Raw genomic sequence first — 20,958 nt, 5'->3', positions numbered from 1 at the left:
GGCGTCAGTGCATCTTCTTTTCCGCCGCGCGGATGTCGGCGAGTTGCGGATCGTCGACCGCCTGGCACGCCGACACCGTTTTCCAGCCCGCGCCCGTCGATTGCGCCATCCGGCCCGCGTTGTTCGCGTTGTGCCGGTCGCCCGCGCCGACGTAGAACGGCCCGCACAGAATGTCGCTGCGGAAGTCCTTCACCTGGCGCAGCGCGGCCGTCACGTGCGCGCGATCGAGCTGGTTCGCGGGGAGCTTCAGCAGCGTGTCGGCCACGAGCCGCGCGGCGAGGTAGCCCGCCTGCGAGAACGTGTCGCGCGGGTCCTGCTTGTCGCCGTACTTGTTCATCACCGCGAGCCAGTTCTGGTTGTCGGGCGTCGGCGCGTCGAGCGGCTGGAATTCGAGATTCACGTCGAAGCCGCCTTTCCAGTACGGCCCGATCGCCTTCGGCACGCCGAGATCGTAGCCGGACGCCGCCGACACGAAATGAATCCGCCGGCCGAGGTTCTGCTGCTCGGCGGCCGACAGGATCGGCACCATCAGCCCCTTCGGCAGCCCGAGCAGGATCGCCTGCGGATTCTTCGACGCGGCCTGCAGCACGACCGACGTCGGATCGGCGGAATCGGGATCCATCACGATCGTGTCGACGGTCACGCCGTTCTGCTTGCCCCACAGCGCCGGCCCTTCGCACGACCACGCGCCGAGGCTCGGGATGTTCGGCGCGATGCAGACCATCCGCGTCGCCTTGTACTGCTGCTTCGCGTATAGCGCCGCTTCCGTCATCGACAGCCGCGGCCCCATGTTGAGGGGCACGTAGTTGCGTGCGAAATAGCATTCGCGCGGCACGCCGACGCCCGCGATCGCGATCACGTTTTCCTGTTCGTAGAACTTCGCGTTTGCCCCGCATTCGACGAAGCTCGCGTTGCCCGCGAGCGCGAGCACCTTGCGGTCGCGCACGAGCTTCGACGCGACCTGCGACGCCGTTTCCGGATTCCACTGGTCGTCTTCGACGAGGTACTGGACCGGCCGGCCGTTGATTCCGCCGTTCGCGTTCACGCATTTGAAATACGCGGCGGCCGCGCGCACCGACGAGCTGAAGTCGTCGGGGCCGGTCTTGCCGACGATCGCGCCGATCGGAATCGGCGCGCCGGTCGCGGGCTTGCCGTTCGAGAGCCCGCAGCTCTGCGCGAACGCGGCATGCTGCGCGAAGAGTCCCGCGGCGCCGATGCATGCGCCGGCGAGCGTGCGCTTCATGTTGGGGGAAAGCGGCTTCATCGTGTCTCCTGGTGTTGTCGTGGGGCGCGGCTCCGCGTACGGGCCGCGCCCTCGGGTACTGCGTTGGTGCTTCGGTGCTGCTCGGGTGTTGCTTCGGAACTGCGCCGGTGCTGCGCCGGTGCTGCGTGCCCGCCGTGCGCCGCGCGTCAGTGCGCGATGCAGACGGACTTGAGCTCGGTGAACTGCTCGAGCGCCGCGCGGCCGAGCTCGCGGCCGTAGCCCGATTGCTTGAAGCCGCCGAACGGCAGATTGTTGTCGAGCATGTTGTGCGTGTTGACCCAGACGATGCCCGCCTTCAGGCGCGGCACGACGCGATGCACGAGCGACAGGTTCTGCGACCACACGCTCGCCGCGAGCCCGAAGTCACTGTCGTTCGCGAGCCGCACCGCATCGTCGACGGTGTCGAACGGCGTGACCGTGACGACCGGGCCGAACACTTCTTCGCGCACGATCCGCATCGACGGCGTCGTATCGACGAACACCGTCGGCTTCACGAAATAGCCGCCGTCGAACGCGCGTGCGCCGCCCGTGACGAGCGTCGCGCCTTCCGTCTTCGCGGCGCCGATGTGACCGAGCACGCGCTCGAAGTGGCGCTTCGACACGAGCGGGCCGATCTGCGTGCGCGGATCGAAACCCGAGCCGATCTTCATCGATTCGGCGGCGGCCGCGATGCCGGCGACGACGCGTTCGAAGTGGCGCTTCTGCACGTACACGCGCGAGCCAGCGGTGCAGACCTGCCCCTGATTGAAGAAGATGCCTTGCGCGGCGCCGCGCGCGGCGACGTCGGGATCGGCGTCGTCGAAGATGATCAGCGGCGACTTGCCGCCGAGCTCGAGCGTGAAGCGCGCCATCCGATCGACGGCCGCGTGGCCGATCGCCTTGCCGACGCCGACCGAGCCCGTGAAGGTGATCTTGTCGACGCCCGGATGCGCGACGAGCGCGGCGCCCGCCTCGCCGCCGGTGCCCGTCACGATGTTCAGCACGCCGTCGGGCAGGCCCGCTTGCTGCGCGAGCTCGCCGAGACGCAACGCAGTGAGCGGCGTTTCCTCCGACGGCTTCAGCACGACCGTGCAGCCGCACGCGAGCGCGGTCGCGACCTTCCACAACGCGATCGCGAGCGGAAAATTCCACGGCACGATCGCGCCGACGACGCCCACCGCCTCGCGGCGCGTGTACGCGAAATACTCGGTGTCGGCGGGCACGGCGATCGACGTGTCGAGCGTCGAGCCTTCGATCTTCGTCGCCCAGCCGGCCATGTAGCGGACGTATTCGGCGCCGCCCAGCACGTCGATCGCGCGCGCGATGCCGACGAGCTTGCCGGTCTCGAGCGTCTCGAGCGCGGCGAGCTCGTCGGCGTGGCGCTCGATCAGTTCGGCGAGCTGATAAAGCAGCTTCTCGCGGTTCGCGGGGCGCATCCGCGGCCAGTCGCCCGAATCGAACGCGCGGCGGGCGGCGGCGACCGCCGCGTCGACGTCGCGCGCGTCGCTCGCGGCGACTTCGGCGATCGTCATCTCGGTCGCGGGATCGACGACGGGCAGATAGCGGCCCGAGCGCGGCTCGGCCGCGCGTCCGTCGATCCAGTTGCCAAACGCGCGGCGGGCGAGAAAGCCGGATTGGCGTTGATGCTGTGTCGAGAGATCGGCCAGGTTCATGAAGGTCTCGTGCGAAACGGAACGGTTGGATGAAGGGGCGAGCGCGCGCTCACGGCTGCATCGCCTGTGCGACGAGCAGCGTGTCGGTGAACTGCTCGAAGCGCACGATCTTGCCCGCTTCGACGCGCCACACGTGCGCGACGCGGCACTCGAACGACTTGCCGGTCCGCTTGCAGGTGCCCGAGTAGCGGCCGAGGCCGATCACGGTGTCGCCCGCGTCGTGCAGCGTGTCGAGCTCGAACGTGTAGCCGTCCCACTCTTCGCCGAGGCGCTGGAACACGTTGCGGACGATCTCGTCCGCGCTGCGGTAGGTGCCCGCGCACGGGAAGCCGGCCATCTCGGTCCATTCGATCGTCGGCGCGATGTCGGCCATCATCGCGGCGGGGTCGCGCCGGTCGGATGCCGCGTAGTGATCGGCGACGATTTGATAAGGGGTACGCATCGTGTATTCCTCAGACGGGTTGCGCATCGTCCGGATAGACGGTCTGCGACAGTTTGCGGATGAACGAGCCGGCGGGACGGTTCGCGATCGCTCCGTCGCCCGTTTCGCCGAGGAACTTGCCCGTCGAGCGGCCGGCCGCGAAGTTGAAGACGAACACCGACGCGACCGGAATCAGGAATTCGCGGAACGTAAACACGTAGAGATCGTCGGCGAACTTGTAGGTCGTCGCGAGATCGACGTCGCCGTGGCCGCGCTGCTCGCCGACGAGGCATTGCCAGCAGTAGCGCGTCGAGCTCAGGTATGTGTGCTCGTACGTATGGTTCGGGCTGTAGACGTTCAGCGTGCGCGCGCCGATCAGGTCGCGCGTCTCTGCTGGCGCGGCGCCCGATGCGCTCGCGTCGGCTTCGTCGCCCGCGAGCGTGCCGACCAGAAAATCCTGCGCGACGCGCGGCGCGGCGCCCGCCTCCTCGCGGCTGCGGATGCGCGACAGGATGCCGAGCACGCGCCGCGTCGCGATGTCGAACACGAGCGTCAGCGCTTCGGCCGGCCGGCTCTTGAACGTGATATCGACGAAGAACGTATCGGGCGCGACTTCGATCGCTTCGTACCAGTCGGTGTCGCTCGCGTCGCCGCGGCGCCATGCGAGCGCATGACCGTCGACGAAATTCGCCGCGAGCGCGCCGTCCGGCAGCTCGAACGTCAACGTGCGACCGACGAGCGCCTGCGTCGCGGGCAGCCGGTTCGTATCGATGCCGGCCGCGAAGTCTTCGTAGTTTTTCCAGTCCTGCGGTTTGTCGTTCATCGGAGAGTCCTCGGAAAGACGTGTTTTTGGAGCGGCCTCGCGCTCAGCGCGCGAATTCGATCGTCGGCAGATCGACGGCCGATGCGCCGCCGTCGACCAACAGCGACGTGCCCGTGATCATCGACGCATACGGCGAGGCCAGATACAGCACCGTGTCGGCGACTTCGTCGGGCTCCGCCGGGCGGCCGAGCGGCACGTCGCGCGTGACGAGCTGGTAAGCGTCCTCGCGCGTCGCGAGCCCGTGCGCGTCGCGCAGCGCATCCATCTGCTCGTCGGCCATCGCGGTGCGCACCCAGCCGGGACACACGGCGTTCACGCGCACGCCGGCGCGGCCGTAGTCGCGCGCGAGCGAGCGCGTGAGGCCGATCAGCGCGTGCTTCGTCGTCACGTAGCCGATGACGTTCGGGCCTGCGAAATGTCCGGCGAGCGACGACAGGATCACGATGTTGCCGCGCCGCTCGATCAGCTCGGGCAGCAGCTCGCGCGCGCAGACGAACGCGGTGTCGAGATTCACGCGCGTCGATTGCGCCCACGACGCGTCGTCAGTGTCGAGCGCGCTGCCGACGCCGTGGCCGCCCGCGTTCGCGACGAGCACGTCGACGCGTCCGAACGCGGCGCGTGCTTCGGCGATCGCGCGCTGCACGTCGTGCGCGTCGGCCGCGTCGCCCGCGACGGCGATCGCGGCGCCGCCGAGCGGTTTCGCCACCGCTTCGAGCGGCTCGCGGCGGCGGCCGAGCAGCACGACCTTGCCGCCCGCTTCGGCGAACTTGCGCGCGACGGCCGCGCCGATGCCGGTGCCGCCGCCCGTGATCAACGCAACCTTGTCGTTGAACGTATGCATTGCTGAGGTCTCCTTGAATTGAGCTTGAAGACGTGATGACGTGAAGACGCGACGATGTGAACGCGCGGCGCTCAGTGCGCGTCGCCTGCATGAAGCAGCGCGGCTTGCTGCCTGCCCGCTTCGGCGCGCGCATTCGGCGCGCCGGCCGGCGACAGCATGAATTCCGCGCAGCGCTCGGCGATCATGATCGTCGGCGCGTTCGTGTTGCCGGACACGAGCGACGGCATCACCGACGCATCGCAGATCCGCAGTCCGCTGACGCCGCGCACGCGCAGCCGCGAATCGACGACCGAAGCAGGATCGCCGCCCATCCGGCACGTGCCCGACGGGTGATAGACGGTCTTCGCATGCGAGCGCACGTACGCGTCGAGGTCGACGCGGCCGCCGTCGGTCAGCAGCATCTCGCCCGAGATCACCTTCGACATCGACGGCATCCGCATGATCTCGCGTGCGAGCGAGAGGCCGCGCACGAGCGTCGCGAAATCGTCCGGATGACTGAGGAAATTGCCGTCGAACAGGATCGGCGCGTGCGGATCGGCGCTGCGCAATCGCACCGTGCCGCGCGACTTCGGCCGCAGGAAGCACGGATTGATCGAGATTCCGTGTCCGGCGAGCGGCTCGCGACCGACGTCGCCGACGAGCACGGGCAGCACGTGGAACTGCACGTCGGGACGACCGCCGTTCGCGGTGTCGACGAAGCCGCCGCTTTCGACGACGTTCGACGTGAGGAGCCCCGTATGGAACAGCATGTACTGGAGCCCGTGGCGCAGCGCGTTGAGCCCGCGATCCTGGCCGGCGAGGCTGATCGGCTCGCGCGCGCGGCCGTACAGCGACACTTCGAGATGATCCTGGAAGTTGAGCCCGACGTCGGGCGCGTCGTGCACGACCGGGATGCCATGCCGCAGCAGTTGATCCGCCGGGCCGACGCCCGACAGCATCAGCAGCTTCGGGCTCGCGAGCGCGCCCGCGGTGAGCACGATCTCGGCGCGGGCGCGAACGAGCCGTTCTTCGCCGCCGCGCGTCTGGTAGCGCACGCCGACCGCGGCGCCGTTCTCGAACACGATGCGCGTGACGAACGCGTCGGTCTCGATCGTCAGCAGCGGATTGCGCTTGACCGCGGCGAGATACGTCGCGGCGGTGCTGCCGCGGCGGCCTTCGAACGTCGTCGTCTGATAGAAGCCGACGCCCGCCTGCGACGCGCCGTTGAAGTCGTCGTTGTACGGCAGCCCGAATTCCTGCGCGCCCTTGACGAACGCCTGGCTCAGCGGATGGCGAAAGCGCGTGTCGCTCACGTGAAGCGGCCCGTCGACGCCGTGCAGCGGCCCCGCGAGCCGCTGGTTGTGCTCGGCGCGCCGAAAGAACGGCAGCACGTCGTCCCAGCCCCAGCCGTCGCAGCCGGCGTCGCGCCAGCCGTCGTAATCGGCGGACGTGCCGCGGATGTAGACCATCGCGTTCACCGAGCTGCCGCCGCCGAGCGTGCGGCCCTGCGGCACGTACATCCGGCGGCCGGCCGCGTGCGTTTGCGGCTCCGTCTCGTAGACCCAGGTCCGCTTCGTGCCGATCACGCGCACGAAGGTCGCGGGCGTGCGGACGAAGAACGAATTGTCGGGAGGGCCGGCTTCGAACAGCAGCACGCGATGCCCGGCGCCGACGAGCCGGTTTGTGACGACGCAGCCGGCCGAGCCGGCGCCGATCACGATGTAGTCGAATTCCGTCGAGCCGCTGTGGTTTTCCACGGACATGTGTCGCTTCCCGTTGGGTCGAATGGATGGACAGGCTGCCACTATGCGGGAAATCGACCGGCGTGCGCGGGCTGTGCGCTGTGGATCAATTCAAACTGCGTTCTGAGGGGGCGGTGAGGGCAATGCGCGACATGGGCGGCGTTTCGGGCGCGACGCGCTCGCGTCCCTGCCGTGCGCGATCCGTCCCTCATCGTCGCGCTGCCGGGTCAGCTCACTGTGCATAAAACGGTACCTTGCATTAGATGATACTGGCTGCTATAGTCCGCCCATGTTCTGCGGCGGTCCGTACGACGGGCCTCCGCAGAACATAACATGGTACCTTGCAACGCACATTACGCCGGCAGAACGGAATGAAGACCCAGTTGAAGAAAGGCACGCTCGACATGTGCGTGCTCGCCGTGCTGGCGCGGCGGGACAGCTACGCGTACGAACTCGTGTCGACGCTCGCTGAAACGATGGAGATCAGCGAAGGCACGATCTACCCGTTGATGCGGCGCCTGCAGGCCGAGGCGTGGGTCACGACCTACCTCGTCGAATCGACGTCGGGGCCGCCGCGCAAGTACTACTCGATCACCGACGACGGGCGCGCGAGCCTGCGGCAGATGGAGGACGAGTGGCGAGGTTTCGTCGATGAAGTCAACGGCGTGCTGGCGCTGCACGGCACGCCAGCGGATGGAGAGGAACGGCAATGAAGCAGGACGCATTCATCCAGCGGTTGCGGCAGGAGCTCGACAGCCTGCCGAAGCGCGAAGTCGACGAGATCGTCGCCGACTACCGTGAATACATCGGCGACGCGCTCGCCGCCGGGCGCGCGGAGGAAGACGTGATCGCCGCGCTCGGCGAGCCGGCGAAGCTCGCGCGCGAGCTGAAGGCGCAGGCGAACTTCCGGCAATGGGAGGAGCGGCGCTCGTTCGGCAATCTGATGCGCGTCGTCGGCTCGATCGCGGGGCTCGGGCTGCTGCACGTGATCCTGCTCGTGCCGTTCCTGCTGTACATGCTCGTGCTGACGACGGGCTATGTGATCTTCGGCGCGCTGACCGTCGCGGGGCTCGTCACGCTCGTCGCGCTCGGCAGCCATTACGTGTTCGGCACGCCGGCCCCCGGCGCGCTGCCGTTCGGCATCGGCACGGGACAAGTCGATGTCGGCGGCGCGGCGGCCGGCAAGGGCGCGCAGGACGGCAAGCAGGCGCACAGCGGCAAGATCGCGCAAGACGCGAAGAGCGCGAGCGCCGCGTCCGCCGATGCGCTGAACGATGCGAAGGAACTGCGCGTCGAAGGCGAGCGCTACGTGCTCGATCTGCACGAAGGCAGCCGCGTGTCGATCGTCACGCGCAAGGGCGTGATCGACGCGCGCAAGCAGGACGGCAAGCTGTCGATCGACGCGACGGGCGACGGCGCGCGCGAGCTGCTCGCGACGGGCAAGAACGACACGCTCAGCATCGCGCGCGCCGACGTGATCGCACTCGATCTGAAGAGCGCAAGCGGCGATCAGATGACGGTCGCGAACGCGGGCGCGTCGGCGCCGGGCCTGAACGTTCCCGGCATCGCGGGCGGCAACGTGCAGATGACGCCGGACGGGCACGGAGGCGTGCATCTGTCGGTGACGAACGGCGAGAACTCGGTATCGATCGTCGGCGGGCGGATCACCGTCGACAACGGCAAGCAGCACGTCAGCGTCGCGGCGCCGACGGGGCTCGCGCTCGGCGGCATCGCGTTCGGTTACGGGCTCGCGATGCTGCCGATCGGAATCCTCGGGCTGCTCTTGTGCATCTGGCTGACCCGGATCACGTGGCGCGCGCTCGTGCGGTACGTGCGGCGACGGATCGATGCGGTGTCGGCGAAGCTCGAGCGGGAACGGGTGGGTTGAGGTTCGGCGATTCGGGCGATGGAAAAGACAAGGGCGTTCGGGTTTGTTTCGAACGCCCTTTTTGTCTGGTGAAGGAATCGTTGCCGGAGAGCTTCGGGCGGCTGTGAAAAAGTGCCGCTCGCCGGCATGCTCGCCGGCTGTGCGGTGACGAGCGTTCGGGCGTTCGAGGATTCCGGAGCGATCGGTGTCTCGCATAGACTCTCAGCGGCGGCGCCTCTTTTTTAGTGCTGCGGGACATGCGGACCTCTGTCTGTGTTTTGTATTTTTGTTTGTATACATCTGTAGTAATAGTCAATAAAGGCTGTGGCTTTCTGTGGATAAGCGCTAAGATGCCTTTCGCATCAGTACATTGTCGATCGGGCAACTTGCTGGACAGGCAATGAATTGCCGAGGGCAGTGAAGAACAACTTTTGCGGCGCACAGCTTGCGGGGTGATTTATCCCCAAATTGTCCACTGGTTATGGGCGGGTGTCCGTGCGGCACAAATAAATCAGCCGCCGAACCTTTTGAGCGGGTCGACGGCTGATTTCGAGGCGTCGCGATGCGCGCCCATCGCGCGGCAGTTCGATCGTCACGTATTCCGTCGGATGGTCCGGCGATGGGCAGGCGGGCACTTGGGCTGCGATGCGCCGGACACCATGATCCGCGCATCCATCAGAACTGCGCGGTAAGCTGGAATCCGACCGTCACGCGCGCCGTCGGAAAGCCCGAAGGCTTATAGACGGGCGTCCCTGCGAACAGGTCGTATGCGTACGCGCCGAACCGCGTCCCGACGCTCCCCTTCACGCCGATCACGGCGCCCGCCAGCTGCGTGCCCACCAGTGCGACGGGCTGCGGTCCCCACTCGCCGGAAATCGCCGCGCCGCCCTCTTCGAACGCCGGATTGTTTGCTTCGAGCTGGTCCGCGCCGACTGGCCGGGGCCGAAGTTGGGATTGCCGTTGATCATCCCGGCCTGCTGGGTCTGGACGATCGTCGGCGAGTTGTTCAGGATCGCGCCGTTCTTCTGGACATCGAACTGATTGTACGTATTGACCGATTCTGCGCGGACACGCGCAGCGGCATCGCGCCGAACAGCATGGCGGCGGCGAACGCTGCCGCGCGCGAGGCGAACAGCGTGACGTCTGCGTGTGCGGGCGCGCGGCCGGACGCCGCGGATTCTCCTCGATGCGATTTGCCGGTGGCGGATGCCGTTTCCTGAACGGCGACGACCATTCCCCGAAGCTTGGAGTAGACCAGACGATAGATTTTGTTATTCATCGTGACGCGTCGATTTTTTCTGACGCGTGAACGATATGTCGATCTTTAGTGTATGACTATCAACAATTGCAATACGTTGATTCCGGGCGACATATTGAACGACGGCGAAACAGTTGATAGAGGCGATAGTGGCGGCATTGCGCGCCGCGGAATTGCCGCATTATTTGGACTGAAAATGACTATCCCAGTAAGTATGACGGGCTTGGTCGTCGTCTAATCGGTAAATCAGGGGATTTTAAATTCAGATAACGGGATTTTTATGCCGCCAAAATGCGTGCGAATCGAAGCAAAGCGCAGGAGCGAAGTCCTCGCGGCGAACGCGCATCCCGAGCGGCGGCGCGCGGCCCGATGCCGATGACCGAAGCCGCGCTCAAGCCGCCGCCGTCTTCCCGCCGACGGTCTTCAGCACCTGCCAGTACGACGGCGGCTGCGCGACGCAGCCGCGCTCGCGCAGCATCCGGTGCATCCGCGGCAGGCGAAAGTACGGCACCGACGCCATCAGGTGATGCTCGACGTGGTAGTTCACGTGAATCGGCGCGACCGTCGCGCGCGCGAGCCAGCCGGCGTGCGTCGTGCGCGTGTTGCGCAGCGGGTCGTCGCTCGCTTCGAGGCACGCGTGCTCGGCCATCGAGCGGATGCGGATGAAAAGCGGAAACGGCGTCACGTACGACAGCGCCCATACGCCGTACAGCCAAGGATGGCCGCTCGCCCACAGCGCGCCGAACAGCGCGCCGTTCGTGATCAGCATGCCGGCCGCGGTGCGGAAGAATGCGAGCGGATAGTCCCACCCGCGCCGGCCCGTCTGCGGCAGGCGCTCGATGTCGTTCGTCACCGACCACTTGAGCACGCCCGCGTCCATCAGCACGCGGCCGATCACGAACTTGACGCCCGTCACGCCGGAGATGTCGCGCAGGCACTTGCGGACGAGCGACGCGCGCGTCGTCGGCAGGCCCGCGACGAGCGACAGATCGGGATCGAGGCTCGACGACGTCGTCGCGTGGTGCATCAGGTGGTACGGGCGGTACTTGTGCAGCTCGTTCCATACCGGGCGCGCGCACAGCCAGTCGACGAGCACGTCGTTCGCCCAGCGCGTGCGGAACAGCGTGCCGTGCGCGGCGTCGTGCTGGAGGATGCCGAGACAGAGCTGGCGTCCGGCGAGGATCGTCATGCCGGCCACGAGCGCGAGCGCGAAGGCCCACGGCGGGAAATGCGCGCGCGCATACGCAAGGCCCGCGAACGCGAGCGCGATCACCGCCCATGTCGAGCCGACCGCCCACGCGCCGCGCCAGTTCGAGCGCGCGGTCAGCACGCGGATCTCGTCGCGAGTGAAGAGGTCGCGGATGCGGATTCTTGCTGTCATGTCGATGTCTCCTCCGGCGTGTCCCGCTAGTGGTTCCGCTAATGCAATCGGCTGACGGCGGCGGCGCTCGGCGCGGCTGCCGCGGCCGGGCGCTCGCTGTCGAACAGCGCGCGCCAGATCCGGTGGCCCACGCCGACGTAGCGCCGCGCGCATTCGATGAACGCGGCGCGCGCGGCCGCATCGACGAACGGCTCCGGCAGCAGCGGATCGAACACGACCTGCCGGATCGCCTTGCCGCCGAGCAGGAACGCCTCGCGCGCGGCGACGTCGAGATCGAGTTCCGGTGCGCGCGCGAGCCAGTCCTCGAGTTGCGCGCCGAGCGTGCGGTACGTGTCCGACAGCGCTTCGCCGTCCCACAGCGCGCGGATGCGCGCTTCCTGCGCGGCGTCGAAGCCGCCCGCGACGAACACGGCCGCCGACGGCTCGACGCCGAGCTTCGTCAGCCGCCGGCGCACGGTATCGACGTTGCCTTCGACATTGTCCGGGCGCACGTACAGGCTCTTGTCCCATTCGCGGAAGCCGAGCATCTCGAGCGCGCGCTCGCGGCGCGCGAGGGCGGTGCGGTTGACGCGGCCGAGCGAGATGCACGACACCATCAGATACGCGCCGCTCCAGCGGCGCAGCCGCGTCTCCACGGTGCGCCACGCGGTCAGCTCCTCGGACAGCTCGACGGCCGACGGCCCGAGCCGGTAGCTGCCGCGCTCGGCGCCTTCGACGAGCGACTCGGCCGCGAGCCGCGCGAGCGCGACGCGCACGCTGTTTTCGGTGAGGCCGAACAGCCGGCACGCGATGATCGCCTCGCGCACCTGCAGGGGCTCGCCATCCTTGGCGACCAGCAAATCGAGGATCAGATGTTTCGCGGTGGGTTGCGTCATGGGGGGTGTTTCGCGGCCGGAAAACGAAAGGTGATTACATAGAATCTATTTATATTTCTTTTTTTGTAATATTTCAACCCGATCGAGCGGCGGATGGCGGGTGATGAAGGCGATCGGGCTGATGGCCGCGAGCGTTCCAGGAACTCGGGAGGAAACGGCGTCAGCCTTATGGGGCGGGGCAGAGCGCCCATGATGCGGTGTGGGACGGGCATCGTGACGAAGGGTTCGCGCGCCGCGCGGCTGCTGCGAACGGTGAGGTGACCGGAGGACGACGGTGAGAGCGGCGTCGCCCGCCATCCGCCACCCGTCACTCACCATCCGCCGCCTGCCCGCCGCCCGCCGCCCGCCGCCCGCAGCCCAACGCCGCCCGCCCGCCGTCCGCCCGCCGTCCGCCGGCGTCAAACGAAATCCGCTCCGCCCCCCGAACCCGTCCTCCCACCGCTCGCGGTATCTCCATCCGCCGCGTCCCGCCGGACATCCGGCCTCGCATCCGGCCAATGCCGATTCCGATACTGAATCGGGCTGCATCCTTGTCCCGCGAGAAACGCATGGCTCAACGCGCTCGCGCTCGCGAAGCCGCATTCGTCGGCGATGTGATCGAGCGTCATCCGGCTCGTGCGCAGCAGGAACGCGGCGAGCTCGACGCGCAGCACGGCGACGTAGCGCCGCAGCGTCAGCCCCGTGGCGGCGGCGAAGCGGCGCGACAGCGTGCGCTCGCTCATCGCCGCGCGCGCGGCGAGCTCGGCGAGCGTCGGCGGCTGCGCAAGCGCGCGCTCGACGATGTCCTGGATCGCGAGCACCGGCCCGTCGCCGTGCCGCTTGTATTGCGCGGCCCACACGGCCATGTGCTCGTACGACGGCAGAGCCTGCGTGAGCGCGACCTTGAGCAGCCGCTGCGACACGCCCGCGCCGAAGCAGTAGTCGATCACGTATGCGCACGCGTCGACGGCCGGATTGATCCCGCTCACCGTGATGAGCCGCCCGTCGACGACGAGCGGCTTCGACGGCGTGTAGCGCACCGCCGGAAAATGCCGCGCGAACAGCGTGCGCTCGCTCGGCAGCCCGGTCGCGCCGCGGCCGTCGAGAAGCCCGGCCTTCGCGAGAAGCGGCGCCGCGTTGAGCCCGACGACCAGCGCGCCGGCCGCGTAGCGCCGGCGCAGCCAGTCGATGAAGACGCGCTCGATCGCGTCGATCTGCTCGTCGGGCATGAACTGCGCGGGGACGATCACGACTTCGTGCGCATCGGCGTCGCGAAGCGCGGCCGTCGCCGGCACGTCGATTGCGCCGATCGTCTGCACCGGCCGGCCGTCGTGCGACAGGATCGCGATGTCGAACAGCCGGCTGTTCACGACGTCGAGGCTGCGCGCCTTCATCGTGCCGGCGAGCAGCAGCATTTCCTGCGTGAGGAACACGTAGCCGCCGAGGAGCCGCGGCGGCAGAAGGATCGCGACGCCCGGCCGGCCGGCGCCGCGTGGCTGCTTTTTCATATCAAGAAAATGGCGTTTCGGATCAACGCAGATTGTCCCGGACTTGCTCAAATACCGCAAACAGCAGGTCGCCGACGCCGGCCGCCATGCGATCACTCACTGGAGACGCCATGATTCCCCGCACCATCTTCGACGAAGAGCACGAGCAGTTCCGCGAGTCTGTCCGCCGTTTCATCGAATCCGAAGTGATGCCGCACCACGAGCGCTGGGAAGACCAGGGCTACGTGGATCGCGACGTGTGGCGCAAGGCCGGCGAGGCCGGCTACCACTGCGCGAGCATGCCCGAGGCGTACGGCGGCGCGGGCGCGGACATCCGCTACAGCGTCGTGCTGTTCGAGGAGATCGCGCGCGCGGGCGCGTCGGGGCTCGGCTTCGGGCTGCATTCGGAGATCGTCGCGCCGTACATCCTCCATTACGGCAGCGACGCGCTCAAGGAACACTACCTGCCGAAGCTCGCGAGCGCCGAGATGATCGGCGCGATCGCGATGACCGAGCCGGGCGCGGGCTCCGACCTGCAAGGCGTGCGGACCGCCGCCGTGCGCGACGGCGACCACTACGTGCTCAACGGCTCGAAGATCTTCATCACGAACGGCTGGCATGCGGATGTCGTGATCGTCGTCGCGCGCACGACGCCCGAAGGCGGCTCGAAGGGCACGAGCCTGTTCGTCGTCGATACGGAGATGGCGGGCTTCAGCAAGGGCAAGCGGCTGAAGAAGGTCGGCATGAAGGCGCAGGACACGTCCGAGCTGTTCTTCGACGGCGTGCGCGTGCCCGCCGGGAACCTGCTCGGCGAAGAGAACCGCGGCTTCGTCTACCTGATGCAGGAGCTGCCGTGGGAGCGGCTGCAGATCGCGATCAGCGCGATCGCGTCGGCCGAGGCGGCGCTTTCGTGGACGCTCGACTACACGCGCGACCGCCGCGCGTTCGGCAAGGCGGTGATCGATTTCCAGACGAGCCGGCACGCGCTCGCCGAGCTGAAGAGCGAGATCCAGGTCGGCCGCGTGTTCGTCGACAAGTGCATCGAGCTGCAGCTCGCGGGCAAGCTCGACGCGGCGACCGCGTCGATGGCGAAGTACTGGACGACCGAGCTGCAGTTCAAGGTGATCGACCGCTGCGTGCAGCTGCACGGCGGCTACGGCTACATGTGGGAGTACCCGATCGCGCGCGCGTGGGCCGATTCCCGCGTGCAGCAGATCTACGGCGGCACGAACGAAATCATGAAGGAGCTGATCGCGCGCACGCTGTGACGGCGCGGCCGTGACGCGTCGGCTCGCGGCCCGGCGCAGCCGCGCGTCATGGTGCGATCGGCGATCGGCGCGTCGTCATGCCGCTCGACGTGAGCGTGTCGGGCGGGCGGTCGACGCCGGTTCGGCGCTGCGCTGCGACGGGCGGCCGTTCAGCCGGCCTTTCGCGCGGCGCGCGAACCGGCCCCGATCAGTCCATGGTTGGTTTGCCGACGGGGCTGCCGATGGGTTCGCCGACGGGGCCGCTGGTCGGCCGCCCGGCTGAACGTCCCGACGGAAAAGCGCCGGCGAGCAACACCCGGCGAGCAACACCCGACAAGAACGCCCCGGCCGGCAGTGCGATCCGGCCGACTCGACCGCCGTCCCAGCCGGCTGTCCCCATCGACCCAAGGAACGATCCATGGAAGCCTACATCTTCGACGCCGTGCGCACGCCGCGCGGCAAAGGCAAGAAGGACGGCAGCCTGCACGGCGTCACGCCGCTGCGGCTTGCCGAAACCGCGCTGCGCGCGATCCGCGACCGCAACGGCCTCGACACGCGTCTCGTCGACGACGTCGTGCTCGGCTGCGTCGAGCCCGTCGGCGAGCAGGGCGCGTGCATCGGCCGCGTCGCGGTGCTCGCGGCCGGCTACGCGGAGACGGCCGCGGGCGTGCAGATCAACCGCTTCTGCGCATCGGGCCTCGAAGCGTGCAACATGGCCGCCGCGCAGGTGATGTCCGGCCAGTCGGACATGGCGATCGGCGGCGGCGTCGAAAGCATGTCGCGCGTGCCGATGGGCTCGAGCGGCGGCGCCTGGCCGGTCGATCCGGCGATCGCGATTCCGAGCTACTTCGTGCCGCAGGGCGTGTCGGCCGACACGATCGCGACGAAGTGGGGCTACAGCCGCACCGACGTCGACGCGTACGCGGTCGAGAGCCACCGGCGCGCGCACGCGGCGACGCAGGACGGCCGCTTCGCGCGCTCGATCGTGCCGGTGCGCGACGCGAACGGCCTCACGATCCTCGATCGCGACGAGACGATCCGCCCGCAGACGACGCTCGATACGCTCGCGACGCTCAAGCCGTCGTTCGCCGAGCTGGGCGAGCTGTACGGCTTCGACGCGGTGATCCGCCAGCGCTATCCGGAGCTCGAGCGGATCGAGCACGTGCATCACGCGGGCAACAGCTCGGGGATCGTCGACGGCGCGGCGGCCGTGCTGATCGGCACGCTGGAAGCGGGCAAGCGCGCGGGCCTCACGCCGCGCGCGCGGATCCGCTCGTTCGCGAGCATCGGCTCGGAGCCGTCGATCATGCTGACGGGACCGAGCTACGCGGCCGAGAAGGCGTTGAAGCGCGCCGGCATGCGCGCGGCCGACATCGATCTCTACGAGCTGAACGAGGCGTTCGCGTCGGTCGTGCTGCGCTTCATCGACGTGATGTCGATTTCGCACGACCGGATCAACGTGAACGGCGGCGCGATCGCGATGGGCCATCCGCTCGGCGCGACGGGCGCGATGATTCTCGGCACGCTGCTCGACGAGCTCGAGCGGCGCGGCGCGGGCACGGGCCTCGCGACGCTGTGCGTCGGCGCCGGCATGGGCACGGCGACCATCATCGAACGGATTTGACGGGGGACCACCATGATCGATTACACGCTCGATGACGACGGCATCGCGACCCTCACCTGGAACCTGCCGGAGCGCAGCCAGAACGTGCTGAACGGCGCAAGCTGCGAGGCGTTCTTCGCGGCGGCGGCGCGCGCGCTTCAGGATGCGGCGGTGAAGGGGATTCTCGTCACGTCGGCGAAGCCCGACTTCATCGCGGGCGGCGATCTCGAATGGCTGCAGGCGAGCCGCGACGCCGCGACGCTCTTCGACCGCACGTGCGAATTGCATCGCGCGCTGCGCGCGCTCGAAACGGGCGGCAAGCCGGTCGCGATCGCGATGCCGGGCTCGGCGCTCGGCGGCGGATTGGAGATCGCGCTCGCGGGCCATTATCGCGTCGCGGCCGACAACCCGAAGGCGCGCTTCGGGCTGCCCGAAGTGACGCTCGGCCTGTTGCCGGGCGGCGGCGGCACGCAGCGCCTGCCGCGCCTGATCGGCATTCAGGCGTCGCTGCCGCTCTTGCTCGAAGGCAAGCGGCTGAAGGCGGCCGACGCGCTGAAGGCGGGCATCGTGCACGCGGTCGTGCCGGCGGGCGAAGAGATCGCCGCCGCGCGCGCGTGGCTGCTCGACGCGAGCCGCCGCACCGCGACGCAGCCGTGGGATGCGAAGGGCTTCAAGATTCCGGGCGGCGCGGTGACGCACCCGGCCGTCCAGCAGGTGTTCATGGCGGCGAACGCGCTCGCGCGGCAGAAGACGTACGGCAACTATCCAGCCGTCGCGAGCATCCTGTCGTGCGTGTACGAAGGTCTGCTGACGGACCTCGACACGGGCCTGAAGACGGAAGCGCGCTACTTCGTGAAGGCGGTGCTGTCGCCGGAAGCGAAGGCGATGATCCGCACGCTGTTCTTCGGGATGAACGAGGCGAACAAGCTCGCCGCGCGGCCGGCCGGCGTGCCGACGCAGCGCTACCGGAAGATCGGCGTGCTCGGCGCGGGGATGATGGGCGCGGGCATCGCGTACGTGAGCGCGAAGGCGGGGCTCGACGTCGTGCTGATCGACACGAGCGACGAAGCGGCCGCGCGCGGCAAGGACTATTCGCGCAAGCTCGTCGACAAGCAGGTTCAGCGCGGCCGGCTCACGCAGGAGAAGGCCGACGCGCTCGTCGCGAAGATCACGCCGACGACCGACTTCGCGCGCCTCGACGGCGCGGAGCTCGTGATCGAAGCGGTGTTCGAGGATCGCGCGATCAAGGCCGACGTCACGCGCAAGAGCGAAGCGGTGCTCGCGCCGGACGCGCTCTTCGCGTCGAACACGTCGACGCTGCCGATCACGGGGTTGGCGCAGGCGAGCGCACGGCCGGCGAACTTCATCGGCCTGCATTTCTTCTCGCCCGTCGACAAGATGCCGCTCGTCGAAGTGATCGTCGGCCGCGACACGAGCGACGAGACGCTCGCGCGCGCGCTCGACTACGTGAAGACGGTCGGCATGACGCCGATCGTCGTCAACGACTCGCGCGGCTTCTACACGAGCCGCGTGTTCTCGACGTACGTGCTCGAGGGGCTTGCGATGCTCGCCGAGGGCGTCGCGCCCGCGCTGATCGAGAACGCCGGGCTGCTCGCCGGGATGCCGGTCGGGCCGCTCGCGTTGACCGACGAGGTGTCGAGCGAGCTGATCCACAAGATCACGAAGCAGACGCGCGCCGATCTCGGCGACGCGTACGTCGCGCGGCCCGGCGAGGACGTGGCCGCGCGGATGGTCGAGCTCGGGCGGCTCGGCCGGAAAGCGGGGCAAGGCTATTACGACTATCCTGCGAATGGCGGCAGGAAGGCGCTGTGGCCGGGGCTCACGGACGAGTTCCCGGTCGCGGCCGAGCAGCCGGACGTGAAGACGCTGATCGACCGGCTGGTGACGGTGCAGGCGGTCGAGACCGTGCGCTGCCTCGCGGAGCGCGTGCTGACGACGGCCCGCGACGCGGACGTCGGCGCGATTCTCGGCTGGGGCTTCCCGGCGTTTCGCGGCGGGCCGATCTCGCACATTCACGGCGTCGGGATGGACGCGTTCGTCGCGACGTGCGATCGTCTCGCGGCGCAGCACGGCGCGCGCTTCGCCGTGCCGGCGCTGCTGCGCGAGATGGCCGCCGAGCGGCGAACCTTCTACTGAGCCGGGCGTTTGGGGGCGCGTGGCGCGCCGGGCGTCACGCCGCGCGCGGAATCGCGTCGCGTGCGGCGTACTGCGTGACGGGTGAGGTTGCGTCGCATCGTGTCGTGTCGCGTCGTGTCGCACGCGTCGCGTTGCCGAACCGCGGCCGGCGCGGCGTCGCATCGCGATGCGACGCCGTATCGCGCCGAAAATATCGAACCTCACGGGAGCGGGCATGGGCCCTTTGCACGGAATCCGAATCGTCGAAATCGCTGGACTGGGCCCGGCGCCGTTCTGCGGAATGCTGCTCGCCGACATGGGCGCCGACGTGATCCTCGTCGAGCGAACGGCCGGCCGCGACGGCGATCCGCTCGATCTCGGCCGTCGCGCGATCTTCAATCGCGGCAAGCGCTCGCTCGCGCTCGATCTCAAGCAGCCGGCGGCGGTCGATGCGGTGCTGCGGCTCGTCGAGACCGCCGACGCGCTGATCGAAGGCATGCGCCCCGGCGTGATGGAGCGGCTCGGCCTCGGGCCCGACGCATGCGTCGGGCGCAATCCGAAGCTCGTGTACGGACGGATGACGGGCTGGGGCCAGGACGGGCCGCTCGCCGATGCGGCGGGACACGACATCAACTACATCGGCCTGTCCGGCGCGCTGTGGTACGCGGGGCAGCCGGGCGACGCGCCGCTGGCGCCGCCGACGCTCGTCGGCGATCTCGGCGGCGGCGCGCTGTATCTCGCGATGGGCGTGCTCGCGGGCATCCTGGATGCGCGCTCGCGCGGGAGGGGGCAGGTCGTCGACGCGGCGATCGTCGACGGCAGCGCGAATCTGATGAACCTGCTGCTGTCGATCCATGCGGCGGGTTTCCAGCCGATGGAGCGCGGCAAGGGCTTGCTCGACGGTCCGCACTGGTACGGCAGCTATCGCTGCGCGTGCGGCGGCTATGTCAGCGTCGGCGCGCTCGAGCCGCAGTTCTACGCGCTGCTTCTGGACAAGCTCGATCTGGCCGGCGACGACGAGTTCCGGAATCAATACGACGCGAGCCGCTGGCCGCGGCTGCGCGAGCGGCTCGCGGCGGTGTTCGCGAGCCGGCCGCGCGCGCATTGGATCGCGCTGATGGAAGGCACCGACGTGTGCTTCGCGCCGGTGCTGAGTCCGGTCGAAGCGAAGTCGCATCCGCACCTCGCGGCGCGCGGCGTCTACGCGGAGCGCGACGGCGTGCTGCAGGCGGCGCCTGCGCCGCGGTTTTCCGGTTCGCCGAATGCGCAGCCCGGCGCGGTGCCGCGGCGCGGCGGGGATAGCGCCGCGATTCTGCGCGAAGCGGGATTCGGGCAAGACGAGATCGCGGCGCTCGTCGCGAAGGCGTAGACGGGCGCGTATCGTATCGCCGGATCGGCGAATCATCGGACCAAGTTGGCGCTTGCGCTGCTCGTCGCCGTGCGGCGGCGTGTCGATGAACGGGGGGATGGCGCGCCGCGCGTCGGCGGCAGCGCGCGGTTGGCCCGGACGCCGCGGCGTGCTCGGGGCGACGGTTGCGTAACGGTCGCGAGACCGTCGGAAAGGAAACCTGCGACGCAGCGAGCGCCGTGCGCCGCAGTCCGATGTGGGGGACGCGCGCCGGCATGTTCTTTCGCACGGCGCGCGATCGATCGTCGCTGTCCCGTGCGGTTTCGCCGGCATCGAGTCGCGTCAGCCGGCAACCGACGCTATCGTCCGGATTCGCTCGTCAGCCGTCGCATGGCCGCCGCGACGAGACGATCGCAATCGCCGCCGCCGAATTCGAACACGTCGCGCTCGGCGAGATCGACTTCGCGGGCGAGCGCTTCGCGCAGCAGGCGCTTCGCGCGGAAATGACGGCTGCGCACCGTCGCCTCGGGAATGCCGAGGCAGCTCGCGGTTTCGTCGACGCTCAGCTCTTCGACCGAACGCAGCACGAACACGATCCGAAACGCGTACGGCAGCCGCTCGAGCTTCTGTTCGAGCATGCCGCGCAGCTCGGCGCGCGCCGCGGCCTGATACGACGGATCGGGATCGTGCGTGCTCATCGCGTCGATTTCGGATTCGGCATTCATATCGACTATCGGGGCGACGCGTTGGCGGCGCGCCTGCCGGCGCAGACGCACGAAGCATTCGTTGAGCACGAGCCGCGAGAGCCACGTGAGGAGCGTGGCGTCGCCGCGAAACTGGCCGATCGAGCGGTACGCCGACAAATAAGCTTCCTGCAGCGCATCTTCCGCATCCGCGTTGGAGCGCAGCGTCGCGCGCGCGACGCGAAAGAGGCACCGGTTGTAGCGGCGCATCAGAAGCTCGAATGCGGACCGTTCGCCTGCGGCGATGCGGCGAGCGAGCGATCGTTCGTCGTCCGCATCGTTTGGCGCGAACGCCATGGCGGATTTCGTCAT

18 protein-coding genes and 1 pseudogene are annotated in these 20,958 nt (G+C 68.6%); 7 read left to right on the top strand and 12 right to left on the bottom strand.

Translation table 11 applies throughout. The features are described from left to right. Positions 1-4: 4 nt before the first annotated feature. From BG90_RS07575 to BG90_RS07550, 6 genes are all read right to left on the bottom strand, one after another. A complete protein-coding gene (locus tag BG90_RS07575; protein WP_010113111.1) occupies positions 5-1,264 on the bottom strand; it encodes an ABC transporter substrate-binding protein in 1,260 nt (419 codons plus the stop codon). Positions 1,265-1,410: 146 nt separating this feature from the next. Beyond that, the gene (locus tag BG90_RS07570) at positions 1,411-2,916 is read right to left on the bottom strand and encodes an aldehyde dehydrogenase family protein (protein WP_010113113.1); all 1,506 of its coding nucleotides are present in this window, start codon (positions 2,914-2,916) and stop codon (positions 1,411-1,413) included. Between the two features lie 49 nt (positions 2,917-2,965). Further along, positions 2,966-3,358 (bottom strand): nuclear transport factor 2 family protein, encoded by a 393-nt coding sequence (locus BG90_RS07565; RefSeq protein ID WP_010113116.1) that lies wholly within the window; start codon positions 3,356-3,358, stop codon positions 2,966-2,968. A gap of 10 nt (positions 3,359-3,368) precedes the next feature. Beyond that, on the bottom strand, positions 3,369-4,160 hold the full coding sequence (locus tag BG90_RS07560; RefSeq protein WP_010113118.1) for a molybdenum cofactor biosynthesis F family protein: 792 nt from the start codon (positions 4,158-4,160) through the stop codon (positions 3,369-3,371). 43 nt (positions 4,161-4,203) lie between these two features. Beyond that, on the bottom strand, positions 4,204-5,001 hold the full coding sequence (locus BG90_RS07555; RefSeq protein ID WP_010113011.1) for an SDR family NAD(P)-dependent oxidoreductase: 798 nt from the start codon (positions 4,999-5,001) through the stop codon (positions 4,204-4,206). 71 nt (positions 5,002-5,072) lie between these two features. Next, positions 5,073-6,743 (bottom strand): GMC family oxidoreductase, encoded by a 1,671-nt coding sequence (locus BG90_RS07550; RefSeq protein ID WP_010113120.1) that lies wholly within the window; start codon positions 6,741-6,743, stop codon positions 5,073-5,075. A 350-nt stretch (positions 6,744-7,093) separates the two neighbouring features. On the opposite strand from BG90_RS07550, the gene BG90_RS07545 reads away from it, so the two are divergent. After that, positions 7,094-7,435: a PadR family transcriptional regulator gene (locus BG90_RS07545; protein ID WP_010113122.1), complete on the top strand. Its 342-nt coding sequence runs from the start codon at positions 7,094-7,096 to the stop codon at positions 7,433-7,435. Beyond that, positions 7,432-8,610 carry a DUF1700 domain-containing protein gene (locus BG90_RS07540; RefSeq protein WP_010113124.1) on the top strand — a complete coding sequence of 393 codons (1,179 nt, stop codon included), beginning with the start codon at positions 7,432-7,434 and terminating at the stop codon, positions 8,608-8,610. Before BG90_RS07545 ends, BG90_RS07540 begins: the two co-directional genes overlap by 4 nt. Positions 8,611-9,264: 654 nt before the next feature. On the opposite strand, the pseudogene BG90_RS32125 reads toward BG90_RS07540, so the two are convergent. Continuing rightward, positions 9,265-9,453, bottom strand: a pseudogene (locus BG90_RS32125) (ShlB/FhaC/HecB family hemolysin secretion/activation protein); the annotation flags it as partial. Between the two features lie 142 nt (positions 9,454-9,595). Then, positions 9,596-9,868 carry an ESPR domain-containing protein gene (locus BG90_RS32120; protein WP_081469677.1) on the bottom strand — a complete coding sequence of 91 codons (273 nt, stop codon included), beginning with the start codon at positions 9,866-9,868 and terminating at the stop codon, positions 9,596-9,598. A gap of 52 nt (positions 9,869-9,920) precedes the next feature. Between BG90_RS32120 and BG90_RS36095 the strand changes: the two genes are divergently transcribed. Continuing rightward, entirely contained in the window at positions 9,921-10,085 is a 165-nt protein-coding gene (locus BG90_RS36095; protein ID WP_157135598.1) for a hypothetical protein, read from the top strand. 153 nt (positions 10,086-10,238) lie between these two features. Here the strand turns inward: BG90_RS36095 and BG90_RS07535 are convergent, their stop codons facing one another. The 3 genes from BG90_RS07535 to BG90_RS07525 form a co-directional block, all read right to left on the bottom strand. Continuing rightward, entirely contained in the window at positions 10,239-11,228 is a 990-nt protein-coding gene (locus BG90_RS07535; RefSeq protein WP_010113127.1) for a fatty acid desaturase family protein, read from the bottom strand. A 38-nt stretch (positions 11,229-11,266) separates the two neighbouring features. Then, the gene (locus tag BG90_RS07530) at positions 11,267-12,103 is read right to left on the bottom strand and encodes a PaaX family transcriptional regulator C-terminal domain-containing protein (protein ID WP_010113129.1); all 837 of its coding nucleotides are present in this window, start codon (positions 12,101-12,103) and stop codon (positions 11,267-11,269) included. A gap of 398 nt (positions 12,104-12,501) precedes the next feature. Next, complete coding sequence (locus tag BG90_RS07525) at positions 12,502-13,590, bottom strand: GlxA family transcriptional regulator (protein ID WP_010113138.1); 1,089 nt, start codon at positions 13,588-13,590, stop codon at positions 12,502-12,504. A gap of 110 nt (positions 13,591-13,700) precedes the next feature. Between BG90_RS07525 and BG90_RS07520 the strand changes: the two genes are divergently transcribed. The 4 genes from BG90_RS07520 (at position 13,701) to BG90_RS07505 (ending at position 19,924) form a co-directional block, all read left to right on the top strand. Next, positions 13,701-14,837, top strand: coding sequence for an acyl-CoA dehydrogenase family protein (locus BG90_RS07520; RefSeq protein WP_010113031.1), 1,137 nt, complete (start codon positions 13,701-13,703; stop codon positions 14,835-14,837). A 397-nt stretch (positions 14,838-15,234) separates the two neighbouring features. Further along, entirely contained in the window at positions 15,235-16,440 is a 1,206-nt protein-coding gene (locus BG90_RS07515; protein WP_010113033.1) for an acetyl-CoA C-acetyltransferase, read from the top strand. Between the two features lie 12 nt (positions 16,441-16,452). Next, entirely contained in the window at positions 16,453-18,576 is a 2,124-nt protein-coding gene (locus BG90_RS07510; protein ID WP_010113141.1) for a 3-hydroxyacyl-CoA dehydrogenase NAD-binding domain-containing protein, read from the top strand. A gap of 214 nt (positions 18,577-18,790) precedes the next feature. Continuing rightward, complete coding sequence (locus BG90_RS07505) at positions 18,791-19,924, top strand: CaiB/BaiF CoA transferase family protein (protein WP_010113143.1); 1,134 nt, start codon at positions 18,791-18,793, stop codon at positions 19,922-19,924. 338 nt (positions 19,925-20,262) lie between these two features. On the opposite strand, the gene BG90_RS07500 is transcribed toward BG90_RS07505, so the two are convergent. Continuing rightward, a complete protein-coding gene (locus BG90_RS07500) occupies positions 20,263-20,958 on the bottom strand; it encodes an RNA polymerase sigma factor (protein ID WP_045568104.1) in 696 nt (231 codons plus the stop codon).

Origin of the sequence: Burkholderia oklahomensis C6786 (assembly GCF_000959365.1) — a bacterium.
In the GTDB taxonomy this organism is placed as follows: domain Bacteria; phylum Pseudomonadota; class Gammaproteobacteria; order Burkholderiales; family Burkholderiaceae; genus Burkholderia; species Burkholderia oklahomensis.
This window is presented reverse-complemented; position numbering and strand designations above follow the sequence as displayed.